Source organism: Advenella sp. S44, assembly GCF_002810445.1.
Lineage (GTDB): Bacteria > Pseudomonadota > Gammaproteobacteria > Burkholderiales > Burkholderiaceae_B > Advenella.
Window position 1 is genome coordinate 1 of sequence record NZ_NEXS01000010.1, and the last position, 25,426, is coordinate 25,426.

The window sequence follows — 25,426 nt, forward strand, 5'->3', positions numbered from 1 at the left end:
CGGAGTTCGTTCAGTGGGCACATCAACATGGCGTTTATATTGATTATACGCAGCCCGGTTGCCCCTATCAAAACGCCTATATTGAGCGCTTCAATCGTACGTACCGCCAAGAGGTATTAGATTTATATCTTTTTACGTCGTTGAAGCAAGTTCAACACATCACGGAACACTGGACAACGATTTACAACACCGAAAGACCGCACGATTCACTCAATGACATGACACCCATTGACTATAAATTAACATTATAAATTCTATGTGTGTGGTGTATTAAAGATGGGGTATTTACAATACACCTGCATAACACAGTGACTCACACGCACAACACGAGGATGCGTTGCGCGACCGCAGGTAAACCCGCCCATAGGCTTGGGATTTGCGCGTCCAGACCCGCGCCAGCATGTCACAAATGGTCTTCAGGAGCCCTTGCCATATCACGTACATTGTTGTCTCGCGGGCTATAATTATCCGATGAATATTCGATTTCTGGAAACCTTCGTATTGCTGGCTGAAATGCGCAATTTCCGTATGACCGCAGAACGCTTGCATACGACGCAGGCTGCCATCTCCAGTCGCATTGCTTCTCTGGAGCAGGAGTTCGGCGTGCGTTTGTTTGATCGCAACGCCCGTGAAGTGTCCCTGACGCCGGACGGCAGCAAAGCCCTGGTTCATGCCGAGCGCATGGTCAAGCTTTTGCGCGAAATGAAAGAAGACATGCTGGATAAGCATACCTATGCGGGTGTCATTCGCATTGGCGTGATTGAATCCATTGTGCACAGCTGGTTTCCCGAATTTCTGGCCCGTCTGCATCAAAGCTACCCACGCCTGAGAATTGAAATTGCCAGCGACACCACGGCTCATTTGACCGAACAGCTCAATAAAGGAGGCCTGGATCTGGTACTGCAAGGCAACGCCATCCATGGTTCTCAGGTCGACGCTATCGCCTTGGGGCAATTGCCCATGCGCTGGGTAGCCAGTCCAATGCTGGAAATTGGCAATGATGTACTCAGTCTGGCCGATCTGGCTGCATTTCCCATCGTGAGCTTTGCCCGTGAATCGGAACCTTACGCCGCCATCGAAAGAATGTTTGCGACAGCGGGCGATATCTCCCTGCACCTTAACGGTATTTCCTCTGTGGCTACCATGATCAGACTGGTACGGGATGGGTTCGGCGTCGCCGCGCTGCCGCCAGCCATTATCCAGCAGGAGTTGAATGCACAGACATTACAACTGCTGCGAGCAGATACGGTCTTGCCGCCACTTGAATTGCAGGCTGCATTCCGCCACAACCAGGAAAACCCGCTGGCCGAGACCGTTGGCCTGATTGCCCAGGATGTCGCGATCGCATTTGCAAACAACCGGGGCCAGCGCATCGCATGCGCGCCACTGCAAACCTGAAGGCCGCCCACATATCTTCGGACACAAGCCCGATGCCTTGTCTCTGACATCCTCTGCCCGCATCCCAGATCTAAGTGTTTACCCTAGGATGAATCCAGCCTATGTGTCGTGGGCGGTGTCTCTACGGGGCTCAGAGTTTCTGGCCATATGAGCATAACGCTTTGATATTCATCACCATTTCAAAGCTTTGCCGCGGCACACCAGGCAGCAATAAGATTTTGCGATCAATACCTCGCATATTTTCTTGTTGGACAGTCAAAAACCCGCTACCTACACTGCCCACATATAAGACCTGGCACAGCAAGGACGTTGCACCACATTAAGCGGGACATGCCTTTGGACAATCCGATGGTGGTAACCATCATCTGGCCGCAACGTGCAGTCTTATCCCCGGCCACGCCCCTGTTGGGGCATCATCCCAGGCCATACTCTGCCAACCGCTAACCGGCCAGTTCCGCCGGTAAGCCCCATTCAACACGCAACTGTAGTTGGAAACATGATGAATAAATCAAGCATTGCGGCAAGCCCAAGCGTGGGCGCCGACGCGAACGAATTGAAGGCAACCTATACCAAAATTGCCTGGCGACTGATCCCTTTTCTGGTCTTTCTATTCATACTGGCCTGGCTGGATCGCGTGAATGTCGGTTTTGCCAAACTGCACATGCTGCAAGACCTGCAATTTAGCGAAGCCGTATATGGACTCGGAGCGGGGATTTTCTTTATCGGCTATTTTCTATTCGAAGTTCCCAGTAATTTGCTGCTGGAAAAGATCGGCGCCCGCAAAACGCTGGCCCGTATCACCATACTGTGGGGCGCCGCTTCCATTGGTATGGCGTATGTCACCACCCCCACGCAGTTCTATATTATGCGGTTTCTGCTTGGCGTATTTGAAGCCGGCTTCTTTCCGGGCGTGGTGCTTTATCTGACCTATTGGTTTCCGGCCGAGTACCGCGCGCGCGTCAACGGACTGTTCATGACTTCGTTTGCGCTCGCCGGTGTGGTGGGTGGGCCGCTTGCGGGCCTGATTCTGAACGGCATGCAGGGAGTTGGGCACTTGGCCAACTGGCAGTGGTTGTTCATTATTGAAGGTATTCCATCTGTGATTGCCGGGTTGTTCGTGCTCAAGTATCTGCCGGAAAAGCCGGTCAACGCCAAATGGCTGACACCACAAGAGCAGCAGGCTGTCACGCGGGCGCTGGAAATTGAGAACAGCCAAACAGGCAATAAACACCTGTCTTTCAAAGATGCCTATCGCAACTATGGCATCTGGCTCTGCGCTGCGGTGTATTTTTGCATTGTCAGCGGCAACGCCACGATCGCGTTCTGGAGCCCTTCCATCATTAAAGATATCGGCATCAACAACGATCTGATGATCGGTGTGCTGTCGGCCATACCGTTCATTGCCGGAACCATAGCGATGGTCTGGAATGGTGCCCACTCCGACAAAACCGGCGAACGTCGGCTGCACTGCGCCATCGCGACCCTGGTCGCGTGCGTGGGCCTGATCGCCACCGGCATGCTGCTGCACAATGCGCTGTTTGCGCTGATCGCCCTGACTGTTGCTTCTATTGGTATCCTGGCCGCCTTTCCGGTGTTCTGGTCCATTCCTGCAGCTTTTCTGGCCGGCACCGCCGCAGCCGGGGGTATCGCACTGATTAACTCCATTGGTAATCTGGCCGGATTCGTTGCGCCATATATGATCGGCTCATTGAAAACCAGCACGGGCTCGCTGTCGTCGGGACTGTATTTCGTTGCGGCGCTGGAAATTCTGGCCTCACTCCTGGTTATTCTGTTCATCAAAAAACGCTGACCCGGCTCCCCCCTTCTTTCGCAGGCATGTGTGGTACATCACGCATGCTTGCTCCCTATCTGTTTATCAAGAGTATTGCCATGAAACTTAAATTCTCACTTGCCCAAGACCCTTCAGCAACCGTTGTTGCAGATATCCACGCCCTGATTGTTGCGGGCTGGGCCGGACGCGACATCAAAGCCATAGAACACCATATCGAAGAGCTGGCCGCCCTGGGCGTACCCCGTCCCAGCGCCGTGCCGCTGTATTACAGGGTAGCCAACAACCAGTTGACGCAGGCAGACAATATTCAGGCGCTGGGCACTGAATCGTCTGGCGAGGTTGAAGTCTTTGTATTCACTGTGGATGGCACCATGTATGTCAGCCTGGCCTCAGACCATACTGACCGTAAACTGGAAGCCTATGGCGTGGCCGAATCCAAACAGGCTTGCGTCAAACCGGTAGCAACGTCAGCCTGGCGCTTTGACGAGGTGGTTGAACATTGGGATCAACTGGTCATCCGCTCCTGGATCGAGGAAAATGGCAAGAAAGTACTGTATCAGGAAGGCAAGCTGGACAGTCTGCGTCTGCCACAGGAATTGATCGAAGGGTATACCGGAAACCAGAGCGTGCTGCCCGAAGGACATGGCATGATTTGCGGCACGGTTGGTGCGATTGGCGGCATCCGCCCCTCCAACACATTTGTGATGGAGCTGCACGATCCGGTCAAGAACCGTAGCCTGCAACACACATACCATGTCGAAACGCTGCCTGTGGTGGCCTGAACACACCGGTATCGCAAGTTTTCCGTCAATTTCATTTGTCATTAACGGTTGTCCCATGAACAATTTTGCTTTTCCCAGCCTGACCTCGCTGTCTCACGCGCTTGATGCTGGCTCCACGACTTCGGTCCAACTGACACAACAGGCTCTGGCACGCGCCAACAGCGGCGAAGGCCCCCAAGTCTATACCCAGGTATTTGACGAGCAAGCGCTGGCCGCCGCAGCGGCTGCCGATGCTCTGCGCCAGGCGGGTGTGCGGCGCTCTGCGGTCGACGGTTTGCCCATATCGGTCAAGGATTTGTTTGATATCAAAGGCAGGCCCACACGAGCCGGCTCGGTCATATTGAATGATGCTCCCGCCGCCTTAGACAACGCCAGGGTCGTACAGCGGCTGATCAATGCGGGCGCCATCATTATCGGCACAACCAATATGACCGAGTTTGCCTACTCCGGCCTCGGCGTGAACCCGCATTACGGCACGCCCCGCAATCCTTGGGAACGCACCATCGGCGAAGGACGCATTCCAGGTGGCTCCTCGTCCGGCGCCGCGGTATCGGTCACAGACGCGATGGCGGTGGCGGCTATCGGCTCGGATACGGGCGGGTCTGTACGCATACCCTCTGCGCTTTGCGGACTAACCGGCTTCAAACCAACTGCCCGCCGGATCCCAAAAGAAGGTATATTGCCGCTGTCCTCAACCCTGGATTCTATCGGCCCACTGGCCGCCAGCGTCGAGTGTTGTGCCATATTGGACGCCCTTATGACAGGTGAACATTACACACCGATCGCGCCCAAGCCCCTTGAGAGCCTGCGTCTGCTATTTCCCAGCAATGCCGTGCTTGATGGCGCTGACGATCATGTCGCGGCAAGCTATGCACACGCGCTTTCGCTACTGTCGGCTGCTGGCGTCAGCATTGTGGAACAGGCCGTGCCGCCATTTGACCAGTTGCCCGACATCAACGCCCAGGGCGGTTTCATTGCTGCCGAGGCATGGGCATGGCATCGCCAATTGATCGCGGACAAGGCTGACGCCTATGATCCACGGGTGGTCTCACGCATGTTGCGCGGCAAGCAGATTAGCGCCGCCGATTATATTGACCTGCTGCACCGACGCGAGGAGTGGATACAGCAATTGCAAACGCAATTGGCCGATTTTGATGCCATGATCATGCCTACCGTTCCGGTCATTGCGCCCACGATAGCCGAGTTGCGGGATGAAGAGGTTTACCACAAAACCAATTTGCTGCTTTTGCGCAATCCCACCTTCATCAACTTCCTGGACGGCTGCGCGTTATCCTTACCCTGCCATGCCCCAGGAACGGCGCCCGTGGGCGTTAGCATAGCGGCGGCAGGCGGACAGGATCGCACTGTCCTGGCGATAGCCAAAGCAGTGGAGACCTTGCTGCAAAGATAGGGTTGACAGGTCGGCAATACAATCGCAAACTTTGTCTATTACCGACCGTCAAAACTTGCCCCGCGTCGTTCTGACGTCACACAGTATCGTCCTTATTCATTCTTGTCACGGCAGTCGGAAATGGTTGAAACACTGGCAACAGGGATTAAATGGACATCTGCGCGTATATATTTCGGAATCTTAGTTAGATCAAACGGCCTGGCATAGTATTTGCCGTCAAGCTCAATAAACACTCGCAATCCTATACTCTTACTGGGCACGGAGCTCTGCAGCACGCTGGGCAAAGATATCTTTTGTCCACGATCTACATTCAGTACCAAGCAAGGGTTGCCGCTAGGGCTTTTGATCTGAAAGGCAATTACAGCCAATTTCGCACTAATTGGTGGAATAGCAGCGGCTAACCCGGTGAATAAAAAAATTACCACTATCAGCGACTTAAATGACCATCGGTAAAGCTTTGTATCGTAAAAGAAACTCGCAAAGATTAGTTGAAGGAATAGCACAACAACGACAACCGCAGCTAGCGTGACCAGTAAGCCAAATTGGTTGGCCCAAAGCTGATCAGCCACAGAAATGGCCAATGTATAAAGCACCATCATAAGTGTGACGTGCGCAATCCCTACGACAAACACTTGAACATAGAATACGGGCTTTATCTGTTTTGCTGAAATTCCGGCCGAGTAGCAAATAATTCTCAGCGTGCCGAACGCGACCAGAATTTGACTGAAAGCCAACAGCACTGCCCAGCACATACCAGTGAGATTGTTATCGGCCAACCACCAAATAAATCCCCATAAAACCATTGCATTCATTACGCCGCACACGACCCATAAACATGCTAGTGTTCTACGGGTACCTTTACGTGCCTCAGCCTTGCCAATTTCAAATCTACCGATCAAAGGTACATTGTTCTCGTCTGGCGAAACGAAAAAAACGACCATTGGTAAAAACACGATTATCGCCACAGCAATAACACTCAATACGCAATAAGCAAACACAACTGGGAAAACAGAAATCAATCCAGAAGATAACGCGTTCAGCGGAAGCTGATACACCCGTGCGTAGTTAGTAAACACCATGACGGAACAAGCCAACCCAAGCGCTGTCAATGGCCAGGCACAATCATGCATTAATTTAAGTTGTGCTATCAGTTGACGAAAGAATAGTTGCATTTGCTGGCCGAACAGCGCGTTACTCCGTTCCAAGTCTGAAAGTTCGTTCACATTTTCGTTAGTCTGTTGATTCATGCTATCCCATATTTAAAATCAACCTGAGCCCTAATCTAGTTGATCCCAAGCCGCAATCCGACATCAGGTTTACTGATCCCTGTAACGTACTCTTGTAACAGTACTCTGAAGCTCTCATGAAAACTTACTACCACAGGGGCGATCAACGGTATAAGCCTTCAATAAGTTGAATTCGTAATGACCCAAAGATTTTACAGGCAGCCACTTCTTAGGGACACAGGGACTGGCAATGCTGACTTCGTAGCCATTTCTCCAGGCCAGTTGTGCAAATATTACGGCCTCGCTACTGATAATATACGACGCTGTATACCCGCTCTCTACATCTGCTCGACTTTCTCAGAAACCTCGGCTTAATAAACTCAGCAAGCGCTTTTTCCGTTCGCGCAATATCGCCCATATCCAATCCCAAATAGATTCATCGATGTCCATAACCCAACAATTACGAGGCTTGGGGCGTGGATCTGCCATGTCCCTTCGGCTACGTTATTCCAATAAATGTCATTCTCCCCGCATCGCAATAAAGAAATTCTGGATTTGATAATCATATAAATGATGATCTTCGGCATTTCATGAATAAGAATGCTCTCGAAGTATGAACACCATTTGATGAGTGCTTCGTTATCTGCCAATAGCATCAGCAAACTTTCGAGCTCCTGGCCAATAGCGCAGGGGATCCGGCGCTGCTACTCGCATTGGCACTAGACGACAAGCGCCCCACTTTCCTTGATCTTCCCCAAGGCGAAGCTGGATTTCATATCCACCACAGATGGGTGCTGCATAAGTACGTTCATGGCAAATGCCGAGAAAGCGGCCAGGTCCTGTACTTGCACACGCAGCAGGTAATCCATATCTCCCGACATGGAATGGCACTCGACAACTTCGGGCCAGAGCTGGACATCACGATTGAAGTCCTGCATGGGGGCATGGCTGGATCCGCTGTGCTTATTGAGCCGGATAGAGACAAAGGCGATCAGGCCGCGCCCGATTCTGTCCGCATCGACCCGGGCAGCATACCCTTTGATATACCCTTCTTCTTCCAGCCGTTTTACGCGGCGCAGACAGGGGCTTGGAGAGAGCGCAATTTTATCGGCCAGGTCCTGATTGCTCAGGCGGCCATTTTTCTGCAGAAGGTTAAGAATTTGCCGGTCTGTTTTATCGAGCGCATTTAGTGACATAATCTTTCCCAAAAAGGACAAAAATTAAAATAATAATGCAATACAGCGTTCATTTGCAGCATTTTTGCAATTGTCTGCCCCCACTTTTTGCATAGAATAGGGGTTTTATCAGAACAAAACGCTTCAGGAGGAATGCTATGACTACAACAACGTTTACCCCTTGGGAAAACCCCATGGGCACAAATGGCTTTGAATTTGTTGAATATACCGCACCCGACCCGGTGGCACTCGGAAAAGTGTTTGAGAGTTTGGGTTTTAAAGCCATTGCCAAACATCGCCATAAAGACGTCACGCTGTACCGCCAGGGTCAAATCAACTTCTTGATTAATGCTGAAAAAGACTCTTTTGCCCAGCGCTTTGCCCGCCTGCACGGGCCTTCGATCTGTGCCATCGCGTTCCGGGTGGACGATGCGACAAAGGCGTATAAGCGCGCCCTGGAGCTTGGCGCATGGGGCTTTGACTCGGGCAGCGGCCCGATGGAACTCAATATCCCTGCCATCAAGGGTATCGGAGATTCACTAATCTATCTGGTTGACCGCTGGAAAGGCAAGAGCGCCACTGGCGGGATCGGCGACATCAGCATCTACGACGTCGACTTTGTCGCAATCGATGCGTCCACTGCAGAAGAGGATTCTCACTACACCGGCGCGGGCCTGGAGATCATCGATCACCTGACCCATAATGTGCACAAGGGCCGCATGGCCGAATGGGCCGAGTTTTACGAAAGGCTGTTCAACTTCCGCGAAGTGCGCTATTTCGACATCGAGGGCAAGGTGACCGGCGTCAAGTCCAAGGCCATGACCTCGCCTTGCGGCAAGATCCGTATCCCGATCAATGAGGAAGGCACCGAAGAGAAAGGGCAGATTCAGGAGTATCTGGATATGTATCGTGGAGAAGGCATCCAGCATATTGCGCTGGGCACCAGCACTATTTACGACACTGTCGAGAACCTGGCCAAACGCGGGCTGCACTTTCTGGACACCCCCGATACCTATTACGAATTGCTGGAAACCCGCTTGCCCGGGCACGGCGAAGATGTTGATCGCCTGAAGAAAAACCGCATTCTGCTCGATGGTGGCCCCAATAATGACCTGCTGCTGCAAATTTTCACCGAAAACCAGATTGGTCCAATTTTCTTTGAAATTATCCAGCGCAAAGGCAATGAAGGCTTCGGCGAAGGCAACTTCAAGGCACTTTTCGAATCCATCGAACTGGATCAGATGCGTCGCGGTGTGGTGCGCGCTGTTGAATAAGCGTGAGGCAATAGTGCGGTCGGATCAGCGCTGTTGAATCAAAAGCAGTGAAATAGACGCTGTGGAATAAATACCGCGGAATAAATACCGCAAAATAAACATGATCTAAAAACGCAGTGCGATTAGCGCTGTTGAATGAGGCGTCAATAAATGACGCCTCATTGCTCATAGCAATAGCCCGCTTACTAATCAGCCACTGGCGTTCAATCTAAGAATTAAGCTTGTCCGAATGACGTTTTTTGAATTTTTCCACTTTGGGCGAGATCACAAATGCGCAATACGACTGGTTCGGATGCTGGCTGAAGTAATCGTCGTGATAGCTCTCCGCTGGCCAGAACGGCGCCGCCGGCAGCAATTTCGTCACGATAGGATCAGCAAAATCAGCCTGTCGCTCGCCAACTACGCGCGTTGCGGTTTCTTTTTGCTCGTCTGACTGCCAAAAAATGGCAGAGGCGTACTGCGGACCGACATCGTTCCCTTGGCGGTCAGGGGTGGTCGGATCATGGGTATCAAAGAAAATCTCAAGCAGATCCTGGTAGCTGATGACAATCGGGTCAAACTCGATCCGTATGACTTCAATATGGCCGGTGTCTTTACCACATACCTGTTCGTAAGTGGGATTTTGCACATGGCCGCCGCTATAGCCCGACTGCACCGACAGAACGCCACGCAATTGCTGGAACACAGCCTCTGAGCACCAGAAGCAACCACTGCCCAGTACCGCGATTTCAGTTTGATTTGCCACAATATTCACCTTTAAAAAAAGCCGTCCAGAAAGGCTGCACGCTGCCGGTATGGTGGTGGGCAGCGCCGCGCCCATGTCTGGCATTCACCGAACAAACGGTTGTGGACCAGACCCTGATTTTCATCAGGTCATTTCCCCCGAGCAATGTGCGCAAAAAAAGTCATACGGCGCATATCTGTACTTTTCAACTGCAATATTTAATTGGCCACACACAATGCGCAAACAAGCAGTAAAAATTTCAAGCCCTCACCCCGATTCCGGCTCACTTGTCTTACTGCTGGCTGGCCAGGGACAGTATCCAGGAGGCCATGGCTGTCGCCTCCTCTTCGGTCACTTGCGGCTGGGCGGGCATAGGCACAGCTCCCCACCGGCCCCGGCCCCCATTGCGGATACTATTGGCCAAGTACCCGACCATTTCATCGCCGCCAGCCTTGTACCTGTCGGCGATTGCAACAAACGGCGGCCCCACCCGCGTTCTGTCCACCTGGTGACAGCCCATGCAGATATTTTCCTTTGCCAATTGCGGTCCGTCGGTCAAGGCCTGAGCGCTGGCAGATGTTATGTTGACTGCAATAAATGCCAAACAGGCGAGAATCTGTTTCCCTGACACCACGGTAACCTTTTTAGTATTAACAATTAACTTGCGTTTATTTTACCCGACCAAGCACAAAGCGTTGGCGCGCCTTTATACTTTCCATTTCATTGTCGCTTTTTGGTATTTATGATCGCTTATCCCCAATTCAATCCGATTGCACTCGAAATCGGCCCCGTTAAGATTCATTGGTACGGCCTGATGTATGTGGCCGCGTTCGCATTGCTGTGGATCCTTGGCAGGTATCGGATCAAGAAAGGAATGCACCGGCTAACCGTTAGCGAATTTGAAGACCTGATTTTCTACGGCGTGATGGGCGTGGTGGCAGGCGGGCGCCTGGGCTATGTACTGTTCTATCAGCCGGCCTATTATTTTTCCAACCCCCTGCATATTTTTTCAGTGTGGGATGGCGGCATGTCATTCCATGGCGGGCTGCTTGGCGTGCTGGTTGTGCTTTACCTCTTCGCACGCAAAAAAGGCATGACGTTTTTCGAGGTGTCCGACTTTATTGCGCCGCTGGTGCCCCCTGGGCTGGCCATGGGCCGCATCGGTAACTTTATTAATGGCGAACTGTGGGGACGCCCGTCCGATCTGCCCTGGGCCATGATATTCCCGCAAGGCGGACCCATTGCACGGCATCCGTCCCAGCTTTACGAAATGCTGGCCGAAGGCGTGCTTCTGTTTGCTGTTGTATGGATATTTTCGTCCCGGAAACGCTGGGTCGGTCAAACCAGCGCTGTCTTTATGGTGGGCTATGGCCTGGCCCGGTTCTTCGTGGAGTACACACGTGAACCGGACAGCTTCCTGGGCACCCTCAGTCTGGGACTGTCCATGGGTCAATGGCTGTCATTGCCCATGATCTTAGCGGGTATCGCGATCTTTATTTGGGCAACAAAAAGATCTCTCCCTCCATCGACAACGTAACGGTTTCCTTGCCGGCCTCAATGGCGGGGCCGGCTTTGCCCGCACTCATCGCCATCACGCGTGGCTGGTAGCTCTCGGGTCGTCCCACATCTCCCAGCCGCAAGGACTTGATACGGTAGTCGCCAAATTCCAAAGCGGCCACCGCCTCTCGGGCACGGGTTTTGAACGCATTGGTGGTGGCGGCAAGCAATCGTTTTTCTATGACTTCGCGCGCTTGGCGCGATAGCGAAAAGCGAATGCCATCCAGCGCCATATCCTGATCAACCTCAGCGGCAAACTGACTGGCTTTTTCCATCTCCTTGGAAGTGATGAGCAATTGGCCGCGGGCAACCCAGATACCGCCAGCATCGTCCGCTGTGTTGTCATCTTTGGCATCGCCCCCTCTGGCTGTTACTGGCTGTTTGGGGCGGTCATTGTCCCGCTCAAACCACACCTGGTAAGAACCGGTACGCACTTCCAGCGCCTTGTCGGCCTTGGCTTTATCCCGAACCTTGTTCATGGCTTCATTGACACTGCGCGACAATTCAACCTGGTTTTCGCCCCGCAATTCGCGGGTCAGCGTCAGCGTGACCGTATCCTGAGCCACTGTCTCGGATGCAGACGCGCTTAGCGCCAACGTTGGATCGCTTGACTGTGCCGTGTTTGTATTCGTTGCCGTCTGCGCGTGTACGGCGGTGGCCGACATCGCTGCGCCACCGAGCGCAAGTATCGCGATCAAGGTTGCTTTGGATAAAAATGCCTGGGGAAAAGTGCGTTGCATTGCGCGACTCCAAAAAAAAAACGAGCCATCACAGCTCGTTTTGTAGGAAATAATGGCCCCGCTTGTACCGTCTAGGCTGGCACCTCGAACCTTTCAGTTCAAAGTTGGTTGCCTTCAACAGAGCTTCGGGTTCATCTGACTAGAGACGATCACACCCACTCCGTAATCCAGCGACCGATGCCATAAGCATAGGTAAGAGATGTAAAGCCAAGTCACGTATACAGCAGGGACAAACTGGTTAGGCTCAACTGTACAGAAAAATAAGAGACAGTTAAACCCCGAATGCGTTAAAGTTTTTTCAATTCGTTAAGGCCGGAGTCCAGTAACGTATTGAGTTCCTCTATCTTACTCTTGAAATCTCCATATTGCATGCCACCGAAGCCTTCATCGCTAGATTTAACAGATAGAAGATCAGATGCCATTTGAATGCAGGCCATGACAGCAATTCGTTCGTTGCTGGCAGAGGTCATGCCGCCTGAACCCTTGATTTTAAGCATGAGGTGATCTGCAAGCTTGACGGCAGCAAGCAGCTTCTGTTTTTCTTCAGGATTGCATGCCAGGGAAAAATCGCGCCCTAAAATAGAGACATCTATGCGTTCCATTAGTTTACTCCTTCTGACGCATTGCCGGGCAGATTTGCCAGGACGCGTTCCACTTTTTCGCGCGCGGTCCGGGCACTTTCTTTCAGGGCGTTGGCCTCATTCTTGGCTGAAGCCAGTTGCTGCTTGACACTTTGCAGTTCGGCCGTCGTGCCTTCCAGTGTCTGACGCAACTGGACGTTTTCGGCCTGAGCCTGTTCCCGGATACCATTGACTTCGGTCTCGTGATTGGCGAGACGCTCGCTGATTGACTTGAATTGCTCTTCCCGCTCTTGCAGCAGGGTTTGCAACTCAGCCCGGCCGCCTTCGGCCTGTTTAAGTCTGGCCGCCAGGGATTCCCGTTCTGAAGCAAGCTGTTTCGTAAGCTGAACCAGCTGCCCGATACGGACAGCTACTTGATCTAAATCCTGAAGCATAGTGGTATCACGTTCTCAAAATATGCGGGCACGCTTACGATGCAGTGCACACGGATTTAATTAAATGAGATTGAATTTTACCTGTTCTGAGCCATATTTCCAAAAAATAGACACAAACAGGTACTATTTACGTTCTATTACCATTCACTTCCTTTTCGTTCAGGTGCACGCATGGCTTCAATTACAGATAAACAGTACGATTCGGTCCCGGCAAAAAAAGTCGCATTTATTGGTTTAGGTGTGATGGGTTTTCCGATGGCGGGCCATCTGGCCCGTGCCGGCCATGATGTCACCGTGTATAACCGTACCGCCAGCAAAAGCGATAACTGGGTCAGTGAATTTGGCGGCCGCAGCGCCGCTACGCCGGCAGCGGCAGCAAAGGGCGCCGACATTGTGTTTTGCTGCGTCGGTAACGACAACGATTTGCGCAGCGTCACCACCGCTGCCGACGGTGCCTTCCATGGCATGGAACCGGGCGCAGTCTTTGTCGATCACACCACTGCCTCTGCCGACGTGGCGCGGGAGCTGGCGGCGGCCGCCCAAGCAGGTCAATTCAACTTTATTGACGCACCGGTATCCGGCGGCCAGGCCGGAGCGGTAGGCGGCGTGCTGACCGTCATGTGTGGTGGCGAACCCGAAGTATTTGAAAGAATCAAGCCTGTAGCTGGTCATTTTGCGCGCGCCGTCACGCTATTGGGAGAACATGGCGCCGGGCAACTGGCCAAGATGGTCAACCAGATCTGCATTGCCGGGCTGGTACAGGGGCTGTCTGAAGCCATTGCTTTTGGCCTGCGCGCCAACCTGGATATGAATGCCGTTCTGGATGTCATCAGCAAGGGCGCCGCCCAGAGCTGGCAAATGGAAAACCGTGGCAAAACCATGGTGGAGGGACAATTTGACTTTGGTTTCGCCGTCGACTGGATGCGCAAGGATCTTGGCCTGGTCCTGGACGAGGCCAAGCGCAACGGGTCGCTACTGCCCGTTACCGCCCTGGTCGACCAATTCTATGCCGAAGTGCAGCAAAACGGCGGCCAGCGCTGGGATACCTCCAGCTTGATCACCCGACTGACACCGCGCAAATAGACAATAATTTCGCACTTTCAGGGAGTCGGGCCAAGATGCAAAATCTGCCAGGCTGGCCCGCCAGGCTTAAATATGCGGGCCCATTCCCATGTCGGCCCTTTTCTGCTCACCTCGCCAGCCTCTGATCCGCCGTTAGATAACGGTCGCAAGCAGTCAGGCGAGAGCCTAGTGCGCCCGTCTTTCTGCCGGGGCGCCTGGCATGCACAGTGAATTGACGCAGTAAATTAACTAACGGGTGACGAGCAACGTCTTGACGCGATCGGTCTGAACGCTGCTGTCGGCGTTGCGGACACGACCCTTGCGGCCATGGCGTGGCGCCTGCTTTTTCGCTGTCGCTTGCGCGGCACGGGGCTGGCCGGCGTCAAAGCTGCGCTTGGCGCCGGAATTGCCATTGGGTCTGCCCGAAACAACAGGTCGGGCTCCCTGCGGAAAATCGCCGTTGGCGGTGACCAGGGCCGTAGCGTCGCCGCGAACCTGGTTAGCGATCTTGCCCTTGTTAATGTTTGCCGCCTCTTTTGCGTGCGTATTTTTGCGCGGCACGGACCCGCCCCCGTTACGCTGGCGCAGAAAACGCGACTCTCCCGGACGGCGAAACAGGATATCGGACAATTCCTTTAGCGCACGATGGTATACATCACGCTTGAATTCGATGACAACATCGAGCGGCACCCAATAGGTATGCCAGCGCCAAGCGTCAAATTCCGGGTGATGCGTGGCCCGCAGGCTGACATCAGTATCCTTACCCACCAGGCGCAACAGGAACCAGATCTGCTTCTGTCCCTTATAATGCCCACGTGAGTCTCGTCTGACAAAGTTATCAGGTACGTTGTAGCGTAACCAATCTCGTGTTCGACCTAATATTCGTACATGCTCGGGCTTAAGACCCACTTCCTCCTGAAGTTCTCGATACATGGCCTGAACAGGCGTTTCGCCATATTTGATACCACCTTGCGGAAACTGCCAGGAATGTTCTCGAATTCTTTTGCCCCAAAAGACCTCATTCTTCTGGTTTACGAGGATAATACCAACATTAGGACGGTAGCCTTCGCGATCAAGCATGCGGCCACTCCCATTTTTAAATACAATTGTCTTTGATTATACGTATCAATTGAACCGGTAGCCATGTTAGCCTCAAAATTTCATCTAAATACTTTAAAAGAAGCCCCTGCAGAAGCAGAAATCATCAGTCATCAGCTCATGACACGTGCCGGCATGATCCGTAAGCACGCCGGTGGTATCTACACTTATATGCCGCTGGCCCTCAAAACCCTGCGCAAGGTCGAGAACATCGTGCGCGAAGAAATGAACAACGCCGGCGCCATCGAGCTGCTCATGCCGGTAGTTCAGCCTGCCGAGCTCTGGATGGAATCCGGCCGCTGGGTCCAATATGGCGCCGAATTGATGCGCATAAAGGACCGGCACCAGCGCGATTTCGTGCTTCAGCCCACCTCCGAGGAAGTGGTCACCGATATCGCCCGCAATGAAATTCACAGTTGGCGCCAGCTACCCGTGAATTTCTATCACATTCAGACAAAATTCCGGGACGAACGCCGGCCCCGATTCGGCCTGATGCGCGGTCGCGAATTTACCATGAAGGACGCCTATTCGTTTGACCGCGACGCCGTCTCGGCTCAGGCCAGCTACGACGCCATGTATGACGCTTATGTGCGAATTTTTTCCCGACTGGGCCTGACCTTCCGTGCGGTGGCTGCCGACACAGGCTCGATCGGCGGCGACCGCAGCCACGAATTCCAGGTTATTGCCGATACCGGCGAAGACTTGATTGTCTTTAATCCCGAGTCCCAGTACGCAGCCAATATTGAACTGGCCGACGCTCCTTGCCTGCTGGCTTCGCGCGCCGCTCCCGCCGAACAATTGCGGGAAGTGGCCACGCCCAACGCCAATAAATGCGAGATTGTGGCGCAGCAGTTAAATGTCAGCCTGGAAAAGACCGTCAAGTCAGTAGTATTTATGACCACACCCAAAGAGGGTGCCGGCCAGTTATGGCTACTGATGGTTCGTGGCGATCATGAAGTCAATGAGATCAAAATCGGCAAACTGCCTGCGTTCAAGCACGGTTACCGGATGGCGACCGAAGAAGAAATCATGGAATATTTCGGCTCCAAGCCAGGTTTCCTGGGACCGGTCAAACCCGTCAAGGACATTCACCTGCTTGCCGATCTGACCGTTGCCAATATGTCCGATTTCATCTGTGGTGCCAATCGCGAAGATTACCACTACGCCGGCGTCAACTGGGGACGTGACTTGCCCGAGCCCGAGGTTGCAGACCTGCGTAACGTTGTCGAAGGTGATCCTGCCACCGACGGTCCGGGCAAACTGGCGATCCAGCGCGGCATCGAAGTCGGTCACGTGTTCTTTCTGGGCGACAAGTACTCCGAAACGCTCAAAGCCACTTTCTTGAACGAGCAAGGGAAACCTGAACCATTGCAAATGGGTTGCTACGGTATCGGCATCAGCCGCATTATCGCCGCTGCAATTGAACAGAACCACGACGACAAGGGCATCATTTGGCCGATTGCCATGGCTCCGTTTGAAGTGGTCATCTGCCCTATCGGCTGGAACAAGAGCGAAGCCGTCCAACAAGAAGCACAGCAACTATACGACACGCTGTGCCAGGCCGGCATGGACGTCATTCTGGATGATAGAGATGTTCGTCCGGGGGTCATGTTTTCTGAGTGGGAACTGATAGGTGTTCCAATTCGTATCACAATTGGCGACCGCGGCCTCAAAGATGGTATCGTGGAATTACAGTCGCGCAGTTGGGCCCAAGGACAGAGAGTCCCTGTTGCAGAAATGTTAACAAGGATCAAATCCCTTTATGGCGAATTGAAAAACACGTTATGATTTCGTGATTTTCCTGGGTTTTTACATTTTCCGGTTGTATTGCAAGGTCTGATTTGTTGGAAAATTCATTTCATTTTCCCGTTCGCGTTTATTACGAAGATACCGACGCGGGTGGCGTGGTTTTTTATGCCAATTACCTGAAATTCTTCGAACGCGCACGCACCGAGTGGCTCCGCCATCTCGGCGTCAGTCAGACTGCGCTGGCAGACAGCGACAGGTTGATATTCATCGTGGTCAGCACACAATTGCGTTACCGGTTGCCGGCGCGTCTGGACGACCTGTTGGCAATAAACAGCCGAATAACCAAAATGGGCGCTGCGTCAGTCCATTTTGAGCAAGTAGCAGAACGCGATGGCATCCGGCTGGTAGAAAGCCAGATTCAGGTATGCTGTGTAAATGCGGACACATTTCGTCCCGCATCCATTCCGACGCCTATCCGACAACTATTTCCTTTCGTGCAGGACTAGATTTTATGCAACCTACCACCCCTGAAGAGATGTCGATTATCTCGCTGATCATCAATGCGAGCTTACCCGTGCAGATCATCATGCTGATCCTGGTGATCATTTCGGTCCTCTCATGGACCTATATCATCAGCAAGCGGATTGCGCTCAAACGCGCACGCAATCAGACACGGGATTTCGAAGATTCCTTCTGGAAAGGCGGTGACCTGACCACCCTGCACCAATCCATTGCCCAGAACAGCGAACAAGAAGGTCCACTGGCCCGAATCTTCGAATCCGGCATGGACGAGTTCCTCAAGGCACGACGCAATGGCGTCAAAGAAGTCAATGCGCTGCTGGACGGGCCAAGCCGGGCCATGCGCGCCACTTATCAGCGTGAGCTCGATGCCCTGGACTCCAATTTGAATTTTCTGGCCTCTGCGGGTTCCGTAAGCCCGTACATCGGTCTGCTGGGAACCGTATGGGGAATTATGCACTCGTTCATCGGCCTGTCCGGCACTGCCCAGGCGACCCTGGCAGCCGTGGCGCCGGGCATTGCCGAGGCTTTGATCGCAACGGCCATCGGTCTGTTCGCCGCAATCCCGGCAGTATTGGCCTACAACCATTTTTCGAACGACATCGACAAAATGGCCAGCCGTTTTGACAGCTTTATTGACGAATTTCTGAATATCTTGCAACGTCAGGTTCGCTAATGGTCCGAATAAATAACCGCCGCAGCCGCGGCCGTCGCTTGAAAAACGAGATGAACGTTGTGCCTTATATCGACGTGATGCTCGTGTTGCTGGTCATTTTCATGGTGACCGCGCCCATGATCACGCCCGGGCTCATCAACCTGCCCTCGGTCGGCCAGGCGTCGGCCGTGCCGGCCACGCCGGTGGAAATCCAAATGTCGGAAAATGGCGAAGTCAAAGTGCGCCAGCGCACTGCAGGCAAGAACTTTCAAACGGTAGACAAGACCAATATCGTGGAGGAAGTCAAGGCACTCGTTGAGCCAGACAGTCCCGTGGTCATAGCAGCCGACGGCAAAGTGCCCTACGAAGAAGTCATGAAAGTGATGGATACGCTGCGAAGCAGCGGGCTAACTCGCCTGGGCCTGCTGGTCAACCAGAAATCCCCTGACGGCCAATAAGTCTGCCGTTTCGCCCACCCTATCACCGTCATAAACTCACAATTTAATGAAGCACTTCGAGAATCCTAACGAATTTTATGATGAAGGAGATAATCGCAAAGGCCTGATTGGCGCGATTATCCTTCACGCTTTGTTAGTGATCGCGCTTATTGCCGGCCTGTTCCAGGCTACGGAAGCGCCAACCGGACCGGTGCAACTTGAATTGTGGACCGAAGGCGAGAACCAGGTGCTGGAGCCGCCCGCACAAACGCGCACGCCTGATCCGGCCGAAGAAGATACGCAGAACGAAGAAGAGGAAGCCGCATCGCCGCCTCCTCCACCATCGCAGGCAGCAGCGGCAGCAGCCGCCGCGGCGGCTGCACAGCAGGCGCGTGCCGAGCAGTCCCAGCCAGAAGCCAGCGAGCAGGAAGACCCGGATATTGCGCTGGAAAAGAAACGCAAGGAACAAGCCGACCAAAAGGCCAAGGAACTGGCAGAAGCGAAGGCCAAAGCACAAGAGCAAGCCAGGGAAGCGGCCAAAGCCCGGGATGAGGCAAGGCGCAAGGCGCAGCTGGAAGCCAAAGCAGAAGCCGAAGCACAGGCCAAGGCCCAGGCCAAGGAAAAAGCTGAAGCCCAAGCCAAAGCTGAGGCACAGGCTAAAGCGCGGGCCGAAGCCAAGGCCAAAGCCGAAGCGAAAGCACGTGCCGAAGCACAGGCTCGCGAAGAGGCCGAAGCAAAAGAAAAAGCCAAAGAAGAGGCCTCTGCCAAAGCCAAAGAGGCTGCCGAGGCTAAAGCCAAAGCTGCTGCACAGGCCAAGGCCAAAGCTGCTGCCGAAGCCAAAGCCAAAGCTGCCGCAAAAGCAAAAGCGGATGCCAAAAAAGCAGCGCAGGCAAAGGCAAAAGCCGAATCCAAAGGCGATGCCCTGCGTGCCGCCATGCGCGGCGATATCAGTAGCACTGCCGGTATCCGCGGCGGTCAGAGTGATCGCAACCAGGTCGGCGGCGGCGGTGGCACTTCGGGCTATGCGCGGCGCGTCCAGCAATGCGTGGAGCCTCGCCTGAGATTTAGCGGCAACCAGCGCCTGCAAGTGACTTACCGCGTTGACTTTGACAGCAGTTTTACTCCGACAGGCGCAAAGATCCTGGTGCGTTCAGGCAATCCGGCATTCGACCGTGCGGTACAGGCCGCGCTCATGGCCTGCAAACCGTTTCCCAAACCGCCTGGCGGCAACTCCTACGTGACCGGCCCGTACCGCTACATCCCGAATTAACACCGGCAGCTGTAGCGGCGGCTCGAAAATACGTGAAACAACATTCCCCTGCTTCGCCTTGGCCTGGCAGGCTTTATTGATACACTGTCGTTATTACATTCTGTAAGGAGATCGCAGTCATGACTGCCTCAATCAAAAAGGGAACGGCTGCCCTTCCGGCCCGTGCTGTACAGCGCTATATCGGCATTCTGATGACCTGGGCACTGTTTCTCGCCGTGATGTTTTACGCCAGCGCGCAGGCTCAGGTAAACGTCGAGCTGCGCGGCTCGGGTTCTGCCAACAAATTCCCGATCGTGGTGGCCAATTTCGAAGGCCCCAATGGCGCGGAAATTGCCAATATCATTCGCGCAGACCTGACCCGTTCCGGTCAGTTCGAAGTCAAAAGCACCGGAAATCTGACACTGGGCGCCAGTGGCGCACCAGACTGGGCAGCCATCTCCGAGGCAGGCGCCACGTCAATTGCCTACGGCACGGTTAACGGCAACAGCGTCGATTACCGCCTGGCCGATGCCGCGCAACAGGCGCAACTGGATGCCCAAAACATCTCAGAAGCGCAAATGCGCCGTCTTGCTCACAGGGTAGCTGACGCAATCTACGAAAAAACCACAGGCGTTCGTGGTATTTTTGCAACACGCATTGCCTACACAACCGGTCGCCAACTGGTGGTTGCAGATGCCGATGGCGAGAACCAAAGGGTTGTTGCCAGCTCATCTTCTTCTCTGATTTCTCCGGCCTGGTCGCCCGACGGTACGCGCCTGGCTTACGTGAGTTTTGAAGGTGGCAAACCAATAGTGTACGTACAGAACCTGAGTACCGGCGCACGCACGGTAGCAGCCAACTTCAAGGGCAACAACAGCGCCCCTGCGTGGTCTCCGAATGGAAGTCAACTGGCCGTGGCGTTAAGTCAAGGCGGTATTTCCCAGATTTATCTGGTTGGCGCCGGGGGCGGCACCGGCCAGCAACGTCTGACCAACTCAGCGGAAATTGACACCGAACCGTTCTTTTTCCCCAATGGCAGCGGAATCGTTTTTACCAGTGACCGTGGGGGTAGCGCACAGGTCTATCGCACGGGCCTCGGAGGGGGTGCAGCCAGCCGCCTGACCTTCAGTGGATCACAAAATGTTTCGCCAAAAATTTCACCAGATGGGTCAAAACTGGTATATTCTAGCTTACGAGGTGGGTCATATGTTATTGCTATAAGTAGTCTTGGCTCTGGATCTGATCAGGTACTTACTTCTGGCGGCAATGATCTTTCTCCAAGTTTCGCACCTAACGGAATGCAAGTGCTCTACGCAGCAGGTGGCGGTCTCGGACTCGTCAATGCTGACGGTTCGTTCCAGGCCTCAATACCCTCGTCTGGCAATGTGACTGGTGCGGCTTGGGGGCCGTTTACAAAATAAGTTTATTTTTGACTTTGATAAAGGAAATTACCATGGGTTCTCGCATTGCAAAAACATTTGCCATTGCTAGTTTGGCTGCCACTTTGGCAGCGTGTAGCTCTACTCCTGTAGACGGCACTGCTGGAGCAGGCACAGGCACAGGCACTTCCAGCGCCGTTATGGATCCATTCAACCCTAACAGCCCACTTGCGCAGCAACGCTCTGTTTACTTTGCTTATGACAGCTATGTTGTAGAACAGCAATACCAGCCCGTTGTTCAAATGCACGCCCAATACCTGGCTGCTAACGCCAACCAGCGCGTTCGCATCGAAGGTAACACCGACGCACGTGGCAGCGCCGAGTACAACCTTGCACTGGGCCAGCGTCGCTCTGTTGCAGTTGCCAACCAACTGACACAACAAGGTGTAAGTCCTAACCAAATCGAAGCAGTCAGCTTCGGTAAAGAGCGTCCAAAAGCAGAAGGTTCTACAGAAGAAGCCTATGCTGAAAACCGTCGCGCAGACATTAACTATCAGCGTTAATCCTGCTTTGTAGGTTATGCTCACTGCGCCGCAAACGGTTATGCCGTTGCGGCGTTGCTGTTTTAACGGAGTCCACATGAAACTGAAGAAAACACATCCCCTGCTCATTGCCTCATCTGCCCTTGTACTCAGCCTGAGTGCCAACTACGCGTGTGCGTTTGAAGACGAAGATGCTCGGCGTGCCATTCTTGACCTGCGCTCCCAGTTAAGACAAACGCAGCAGAACAATGCTGACCTGACCAACAAAATCAACACCCTGCAACAACAGATCTCACAACTGCGCGGCAGCATTGAAACCGCTAATCATCAGTTGCGTCTGGCCCAGCAGTCCGGTGAGCAGGCCGCAGATTCGGATGTACCTCCTTCGCCACAAGTGGGGGATCCCAACGAACAGCAAAGCTACGACGACGCACTGGATCTTTTCCGCCAGGGCAATTACGCGCAAGCCAGCACGGCGCTGAACCGCTTCGCCCAGCAATACCCGAATAGTCCGCTGGCACCGAGCGCGCGCTTCTACGAAGGCAGTAGCCGCTACGCAAACAAAGACTTCAACGGCTCCATTCAGGGACTGCAGGCAATGGTGGCGGCCTATCCTCGTGATCCGAAAGCCGCAGATGCGCTTCTTGTCATCGCTGGCAGTCAAGTAGAATTGAACAATATTGCAGGCGCCAAAACGACATTGCAGCGCGTAGTCAACGAATATCCGAATACCCCGGCTGCCGACACCGCCAAGAACCGCCTGGAGCTCTTCCGCTAGGCTGTGGTGCCACTGATTCCGTTTTTTACCCAAAGGCATCCGGAAATCACAGGATGCTTTTTTATTTGATAACGATGCAGAACGACTATCCGCAACATACGCTAACGCTAGCCAACGCCACACTCGCCTACCAGGACGCCGGGCAGTCGCCCACCTGTCTGCTGCTGGTCCATGGGTCGTTGTGTGATTTTCGTTTCTGGCGCTGGCAATTGCCAGAGCTATGCGCATCGCTGCGCGTCATCGCTCCCAGCCTGCCCGACTATCTGTCCGCCGCATCCCTGTCACCAGGCAGCCGTGTACCGTTTTCCATCGAGCAACATACGACAGATCTGTTTGCCCTGATGGACCACCTGGGTGTGAACCACTTTGCTGTATTGGGGCATTCGCGAGGCGGGCGCATCGCTGCTGAAATGGCTTGTCGCCGTCCTGAACGCGTTACGCACCTGCTGCTGGCAGATCCCGGGCTCGGTTCAGTGCTGCCCGAAGACAGCATGCCCGCGCTGCCCTATCGGGACCGGGCGCTGGCTGCCCATGAGCGCGGTGAAACCGACGCAGCACTGGAAATTTTTATTGACGGCGTCAGCGGCGCCGGCACGTGGAAACGCATGGTCTCCTGGTTCAAGTCGATGACCCGGGATCAGGCAGATACACTGCCACTGATCATCCGAGAACCGCTTTATGAGCTGAATCCTTCAAGCATCAACGAGTATGGCCTTCCGGTTACCTTGATAGGCGGATCCAATAGTCCGGCGCCCTTTCCTGCAATTATGGACGCGCTCGAGCAGCAATTCTGGCATGTCTCGCGCCATACGCTGACACCGGCATCCCACGGTTTGAATCTAGCCCTGCCGCATGCCTTTAACCAAGTCATTCTTCAGGCGCTCGGAAAAAAACCGTCTCTTCCATAGGCACATGCGATCTCCTGCTCCCAGAATACGCCGTTCCATCAAACGAAAAACAAGACAGGCACTTCGCCTGTCCAAGAAATCGCTGCAATTGATTTTGATGCTTTGTGGCGCAACGCTGGTGGCACTCATTTCCATCGGGTTTGCAATGCTGGCCGATTATGCGCTAGACAAAAACACAGAATGGACCCGCGCCTATCCCTATCTGATCTGGGTGGTCATGCCACTGTCCTTTGTGTTGTTGCGCTGGTGTGTCATGCGCTATGCCCCGTATTCAGCCGGTAGCGGCATTCCACAGATCATTGCCAGCCTGTCATTGAACCGCGAATCACCGGGCAAATTGCGCCTTGTTTCGCTGGCGCAGGCGATCTGGAAAATCCCCCTCACCTTTTTGGGTCTGTTGGCTGGCGCCTCTATTGGTCGCGAAGGGCCTTCCGTACAAATTGGTGCTGCCGCCATGCTGGCCTGGGGACAATGGTGCCAGAAAATCGGCTTGCCCCTCAAAGGGTTCAATACGCGCGAGTGGATTGCAGCCGGCGCAGCTGGCGGACTGGCCGCCGCATTCAACGCGCCGCTGGCCGGCGTGATTTTTGCCATCGAAGAAATCGGCAAAGGGCTGGACCTGCGCTGGCAACGACTGGTATTGCTGGGTGTGCTAGCCGCCGGTTTTATTGTTGTTGCGCTCACCGGTGGCAACCCCTATTTCGGCACTTTCCATTCGTCGCCACTACAAGAAAACATGTTCGCCTGGGTCTTGCTTTGTGCGGTCGTTTGCGGGGTGTCAGGCGGCATTTTCGCGCGCCTGTTAAGCAAGGGGCTGGTCGGTTGCGCCCCGAGGGCCTTGCGGCATTACATACACAACCATCCGCTGTGGGTGGCGGCAACAATGGGGCTGGTCGTGGCGTTGCTGGGCTATCTGACGGCTGGTGGCGTTTTTGGCACCAGTTACGAAGTAGCCAAAAATGCGCTCATGATGATGCCGCAAGATTCTGAACATTTCAGTGTCGCAAAACTGCTTGCCACCGTCGCCTCATACTGGGCCGGCATCCCGGGCGGCATTTTTACACCGGCCCTGACAACCGGCGCCGGTATCGGTGTAGAACTGGCCCGTTCTGCCAACATGCACGAAGCGCAGAGTGTGTTTGTCCTGATTTGCATGGCGGCGTTTCTAGCGGCCTCTACTCAATCGCCGGTCACCGCCTCTGTGATTGTCATGGAAATGGCAGCCAGCCAGGCCATGCTATTCTGGATGCTGCTGGCCAGCCTGGTTGCCACGGTCGTATCAAAGCAAATTTGTCCGCATGCGTTTTATCATTTTTCTGCCGGACGCTTCCGGCAATTGGCGCTAAGCGAAGATGCGCGGCAGGCTGCCGCGCCTGGTAAAAGCGCTACTGATCGCTGAACTTGCGGGCGCCGGGCGACTTGAGCGTACACTGCACCGGCATTTTTTTACCTGTGCCCAGTTCGAAATGGACCGTGATTTGCTGTCCCACCTTCAGGTCAGCAACCGGTTTTTCCAGCATCGCGTGATAGGATCCCGGCTTGAACGACAAGGACTGTCCGGGCTCGACGGTAACGTCCGGCACCATCGCCATGGCAGACATCCCGTTTTTCTCGCTGGTCTCGTGCAACATGCTCATACCGAAAGACTCGGTTTCAATACCCTTGAGCACCACAGGTTCGGATTTATCCTGATTGTGCAGCACAAAGAATCCGCCAGACGGCGCCACGTTGGGCAACAGGCGTATCCAGCAATCTTCGATGCGCAAGTTCTCTGTGCCCTTTTCGGTGCTTGGCGCCCGGTCGGACTTGGCGTGCATATCGTGATTGGCATGATGCCCGTCATGGTCGGTACCATCGTGATGAGCCAGGGCCTGGGAAGTCAACACCGATGCGCTCAATAGCGCACTCATCAGAATTATTTTGTTCATCAGTCTTTCCTGCAAACACATTAAAAGA

26 protein-coding genes, 1 other RNA gene and 1 pseudogene are annotated in these 25,426 nt (G+C 53.9%); 18 read left to right on the plus strand and 10 right to left on the minus strand.

Going from position 1 to position 25,426, the window contains the following annotated elements; translation table 11 throughout:
• From CAP48_RS16480 to CAP48_RS16500, 5 genes are all read left to right on the plus strand, one after another.
• The coding region (locus CAP48_RS16480) for an integrase core domain-containing protein (protein ID WP_153045722.1) at positions 1-251 on the plus strand (251 nt) is incomplete at its 5' end.
• 220 nt (positions 252-471) lie between these two features.
• Positions 472-1,398, plus strand: a complete 927-nt coding sequence (locus CAP48_RS16485) for a LysR family transcriptional regulator (protein WP_100698731.1) — start codon at positions 472-474, stop codon at positions 1,396-1,398.
• Positions 1,399-1,894: 496 nt separating this feature from the next.
• Entirely contained in the window at positions 1,895-3,208 is a 1,314-nt protein-coding gene (locus CAP48_RS16490; protein WP_192871353.1) for an MFS transporter, read from the plus strand.
• A gap of 80 nt (positions 3,209-3,288) precedes the next feature.
• Positions 3,289-3,972 (plus strand): DUF2848 domain-containing protein, encoded by a 684-nt coding sequence (locus CAP48_RS16495; RefSeq protein WP_100699195.1) that lies wholly within the window; start codon positions 3,289-3,291, stop codon positions 3,970-3,972.
• Positions 3,973-4,027: 55 nt separating this feature from the next.
• On the plus strand, positions 4,028-5,383 hold the full coding sequence (locus tag CAP48_RS16500) for an amidase (RefSeq protein WP_100698735.1): 1,356 nt from the start codon (positions 4,028-4,030) through the stop codon (positions 5,381-5,383).
• 92 nt (positions 5,384-5,475) lie between these two features.
• On the opposite strand, the gene CAP48_RS16505 is transcribed toward CAP48_RS16500, so the two are convergent.
• Both CAP48_RS16505 and CAP48_RS16515 read right to left on the minus strand, forming a co-directional pair.
• A complete protein-coding gene (locus CAP48_RS16505) occupies positions 5,476-6,630 on the minus strand; it encodes a hypothetical protein (protein WP_100698737.1) in 1,155 nt (384 codons plus the stop codon).
• A 698-nt stretch (positions 6,631-7,328) separates the two neighbouring features.
• Positions 7,329-7,805 carry an Lrp/AsnC family transcriptional regulator gene (locus CAP48_RS16515; RefSeq protein ID WP_100698741.1) on the minus strand — a complete coding sequence of 159 codons (477 nt, stop codon included), beginning with the start codon at positions 7,803-7,805 and terminating at the stop codon, positions 7,329-7,331.
• A gap of 137 nt (positions 7,806-7,942) precedes the next feature.
• On the opposite strand from CAP48_RS16515, the gene hppD reads away from it, so the two are divergent.
• Positions 7,943-9,058 carry a 4-hydroxyphenylpyruvate dioxygenase gene (gene hppD, locus CAP48_RS16520; protein WP_100698743.1) on the plus strand — a complete coding sequence of 372 codons (1,116 nt, stop codon included), beginning with the start codon at positions 7,943-7,945 and terminating at the stop codon, positions 9,056-9,058.
• Between the two features lie 208 nt (positions 9,059-9,266).
• Here hppD and msrA read toward each other — a convergent pair whose 3' ends face one another.
• Positions 9,267-9,803 (minus strand): peptide-methionine (S)-S-oxide reductase MsrA, encoded by a 537-nt coding sequence (msrA, locus tag CAP48_RS16525; protein WP_242444536.1) that lies wholly within the window; start codon positions 9,801-9,803, stop codon positions 9,267-9,269.
• 271 nt (positions 9,804-10,074) lie between these two features.
• Entirely contained in the window at positions 10,075-10,413 is a 339-nt protein-coding gene (locus tag CAP48_RS16530; RefSeq protein ID WP_100698747.1) for a c-type cytochrome, read from the minus strand.
• Positions 10,414-10,524: 111 nt separating this feature from the next.
• On the opposite strand from CAP48_RS16530, the gene lgt reads away from it, so the two are divergent.
• Positions 10,525-11,319: a prolipoprotein diacylglyceryl transferase gene (gene lgt, locus CAP48_RS16535; RefSeq protein ID WP_100698749.1), complete on the plus strand. Its 795-nt coding sequence runs from the start codon at positions 10,525-10,527 to the stop codon at positions 11,317-11,319.
• On the opposite strand, the gene CAP48_RS16540 is transcribed toward lgt, so the two are convergent.
• The 4 genes from CAP48_RS16540 to CAP48_RS16555 all read right to left on the minus strand — a co-directional run bounded on the left by CAP48_RS16540 (position 11,276) and on the right by CAP48_RS16555 (position 13,094).
• A complete protein-coding gene (locus CAP48_RS16540) occupies positions 11,276-12,079 on the minus strand; it encodes an SIMPL domain-containing protein (RefSeq protein WP_100698751.1) in 804 nt (267 codons plus the stop codon). The two genes, lgt and CAP48_RS16540, sit on opposite strands and share 44 nt — an antisense overlap.
• A gap of 51 nt (positions 12,080-12,130) precedes the next feature.
• Positions 12,131-12,312, minus strand: a non-coding RNA gene (gene ssrS, locus CAP48_RS16545) — 6S RNA.
• 54 nt (positions 12,313-12,366) lie between these two features.
• Positions 12,367-12,681, minus strand: coding sequence for a cell division protein ZapA (locus tag CAP48_RS16550; protein ID WP_100698753.1), 315 nt, complete (start codon positions 12,679-12,681; stop codon positions 12,367-12,369).
• Positions 12,681-13,094 (minus strand): hypothetical protein, encoded by a 414-nt coding sequence (locus CAP48_RS16555; protein WP_100698755.1) that lies wholly within the window; start codon positions 13,092-13,094, stop codon positions 12,681-12,683. The genes CAP48_RS16550 and CAP48_RS16555 overlap by 1 nt, the downstream gene beginning before the upstream one ends.
• 171 nt (positions 13,095-13,265) lie before the next feature.
• On the opposite strand from CAP48_RS16555, the gene CAP48_RS16560 reads away from it, so the two are divergent.
• Positions 13,266-14,177, plus strand: coding sequence for an NAD(P)-dependent oxidoreductase (locus CAP48_RS16560; RefSeq protein ID WP_100698756.1), 912 nt, complete (start codon positions 13,266-13,268; stop codon positions 14,175-14,177).
• Positions 14,178-14,627: 450 nt separating this feature from the next.
• On the opposite strand, the pseudogene CAP48_RS16565 reads toward CAP48_RS16560, so the two are convergent.
• Positions 14,628-15,236: pseudogene (locus tag CAP48_RS16565) on the minus strand (RNA pyrophosphohydrolase); the annotation flags it as partial.
• A gap of 63 nt (positions 15,237-15,299) precedes the next feature.
• On the opposite strand from CAP48_RS16565, the gene CAP48_RS16570 reads away from it, so the two are divergent.
• From CAP48_RS16570 to CAP48_RS16615, 10 genes are all read left to right on the plus strand, one after another.
• A complete protein-coding gene (locus CAP48_RS16570) occupies positions 15,300-17,042 on the plus strand; it encodes a proline--tRNA ligase (protein WP_100698758.1) in 1,743 nt (580 codons plus the stop codon).
• 56 nt (positions 17,043-17,098) lie between these two features.
• A complete protein-coding gene (gene ybgC, locus CAP48_RS16575) occupies positions 17,099-17,509 on the plus strand; it encodes a tol-pal system-associated acyl-CoA thioesterase (RefSeq protein WP_100699197.1) in 411 nt (136 codons plus the stop codon).
• A gap of 5 nt (positions 17,510-17,514) precedes the next feature.
• A complete protein-coding gene (gene tolQ / locus CAP48_RS16580) occupies positions 17,515-18,198 on the plus strand; it encodes a protein TolQ (protein ID WP_100698760.1) in 684 nt (227 codons plus the stop codon).
• The gene (locus CAP48_RS16585; protein ID WP_100698762.1) at positions 18,198-18,635 is read left to right on the plus strand and encodes an ExbD/TolR family protein; all 438 of its coding nucleotides are present in this window, start codon (positions 18,198-18,200) and stop codon (positions 18,633-18,635) included. Before tolQ ends, CAP48_RS16585 begins: the two co-directional genes overlap by 1 nt.
• A 46-nt stretch (positions 18,636-18,681) precedes the next feature.
• Complete coding sequence (tolA, locus tag CAP48_RS16590; RefSeq protein ID WP_100698764.1) at positions 18,682-19,884, plus strand: cell envelope integrity protein TolA; 1,203 nt, start codon at positions 18,682-18,684, stop codon at positions 19,882-19,884.
• 119 nt (positions 19,885-20,003) lie between these two features.
• Entirely contained in the window at positions 20,004-21,284 is a 1,281-nt protein-coding gene (tolB, locus tag CAP48_RS16595; RefSeq protein ID WP_100698766.1) for a Tol-Pal system beta propeller repeat protein TolB, read from the plus strand.
• 32 nt (positions 21,285-21,316) lie between these two features.
• Positions 21,317-21,805 carry a peptidoglycan-associated lipoprotein Pal gene (gene pal, locus CAP48_RS16600; RefSeq protein WP_100698768.1) on the plus strand — a complete coding sequence of 163 codons (489 nt, stop codon included), beginning with the start codon at positions 21,317-21,319 and terminating at the stop codon, positions 21,803-21,805.
• Between the two features lie 76 nt (positions 21,806-21,881).
• Positions 21,882-22,562: a tol-pal system protein YbgF gene (gene ybgF, locus CAP48_RS16605; protein ID WP_100698770.1), complete on the plus strand. Its 681-nt coding sequence runs from the start codon at positions 21,882-21,884 to the stop codon at positions 22,560-22,562.
• A gap of 53 nt (positions 22,563-22,615) precedes the next feature.
• Positions 22,616-23,470 (plus strand): alpha/beta fold hydrolase, encoded by an 855-nt coding sequence (locus CAP48_RS16610; protein ID WP_100698772.1) that lies wholly within the window; start codon positions 22,616-22,618, stop codon positions 23,468-23,470.
• A 4-nt stretch (positions 23,471-23,474) separates the two neighbouring features.
• Positions 23,475-24,869, plus strand: coding sequence for a chloride channel protein (locus tag CAP48_RS16615; protein ID WP_242444537.1), 1,395 nt, complete (start codon positions 23,475-23,477; stop codon positions 24,867-24,869).
• Here the strand turns inward: CAP48_RS16615 and CAP48_RS16620 are convergent.
• A complete protein-coding gene (locus CAP48_RS16620) occupies positions 24,856-25,398 on the minus strand; it encodes a copper chaperone PCu(A)C (RefSeq protein ID WP_161495288.1) in 543 nt (180 codons plus the stop codon). The genes CAP48_RS16615 and CAP48_RS16620 overlap by 14 nt on opposite strands.
• Positions 25,399-25,426: the final 28 nt, after the last annotated feature.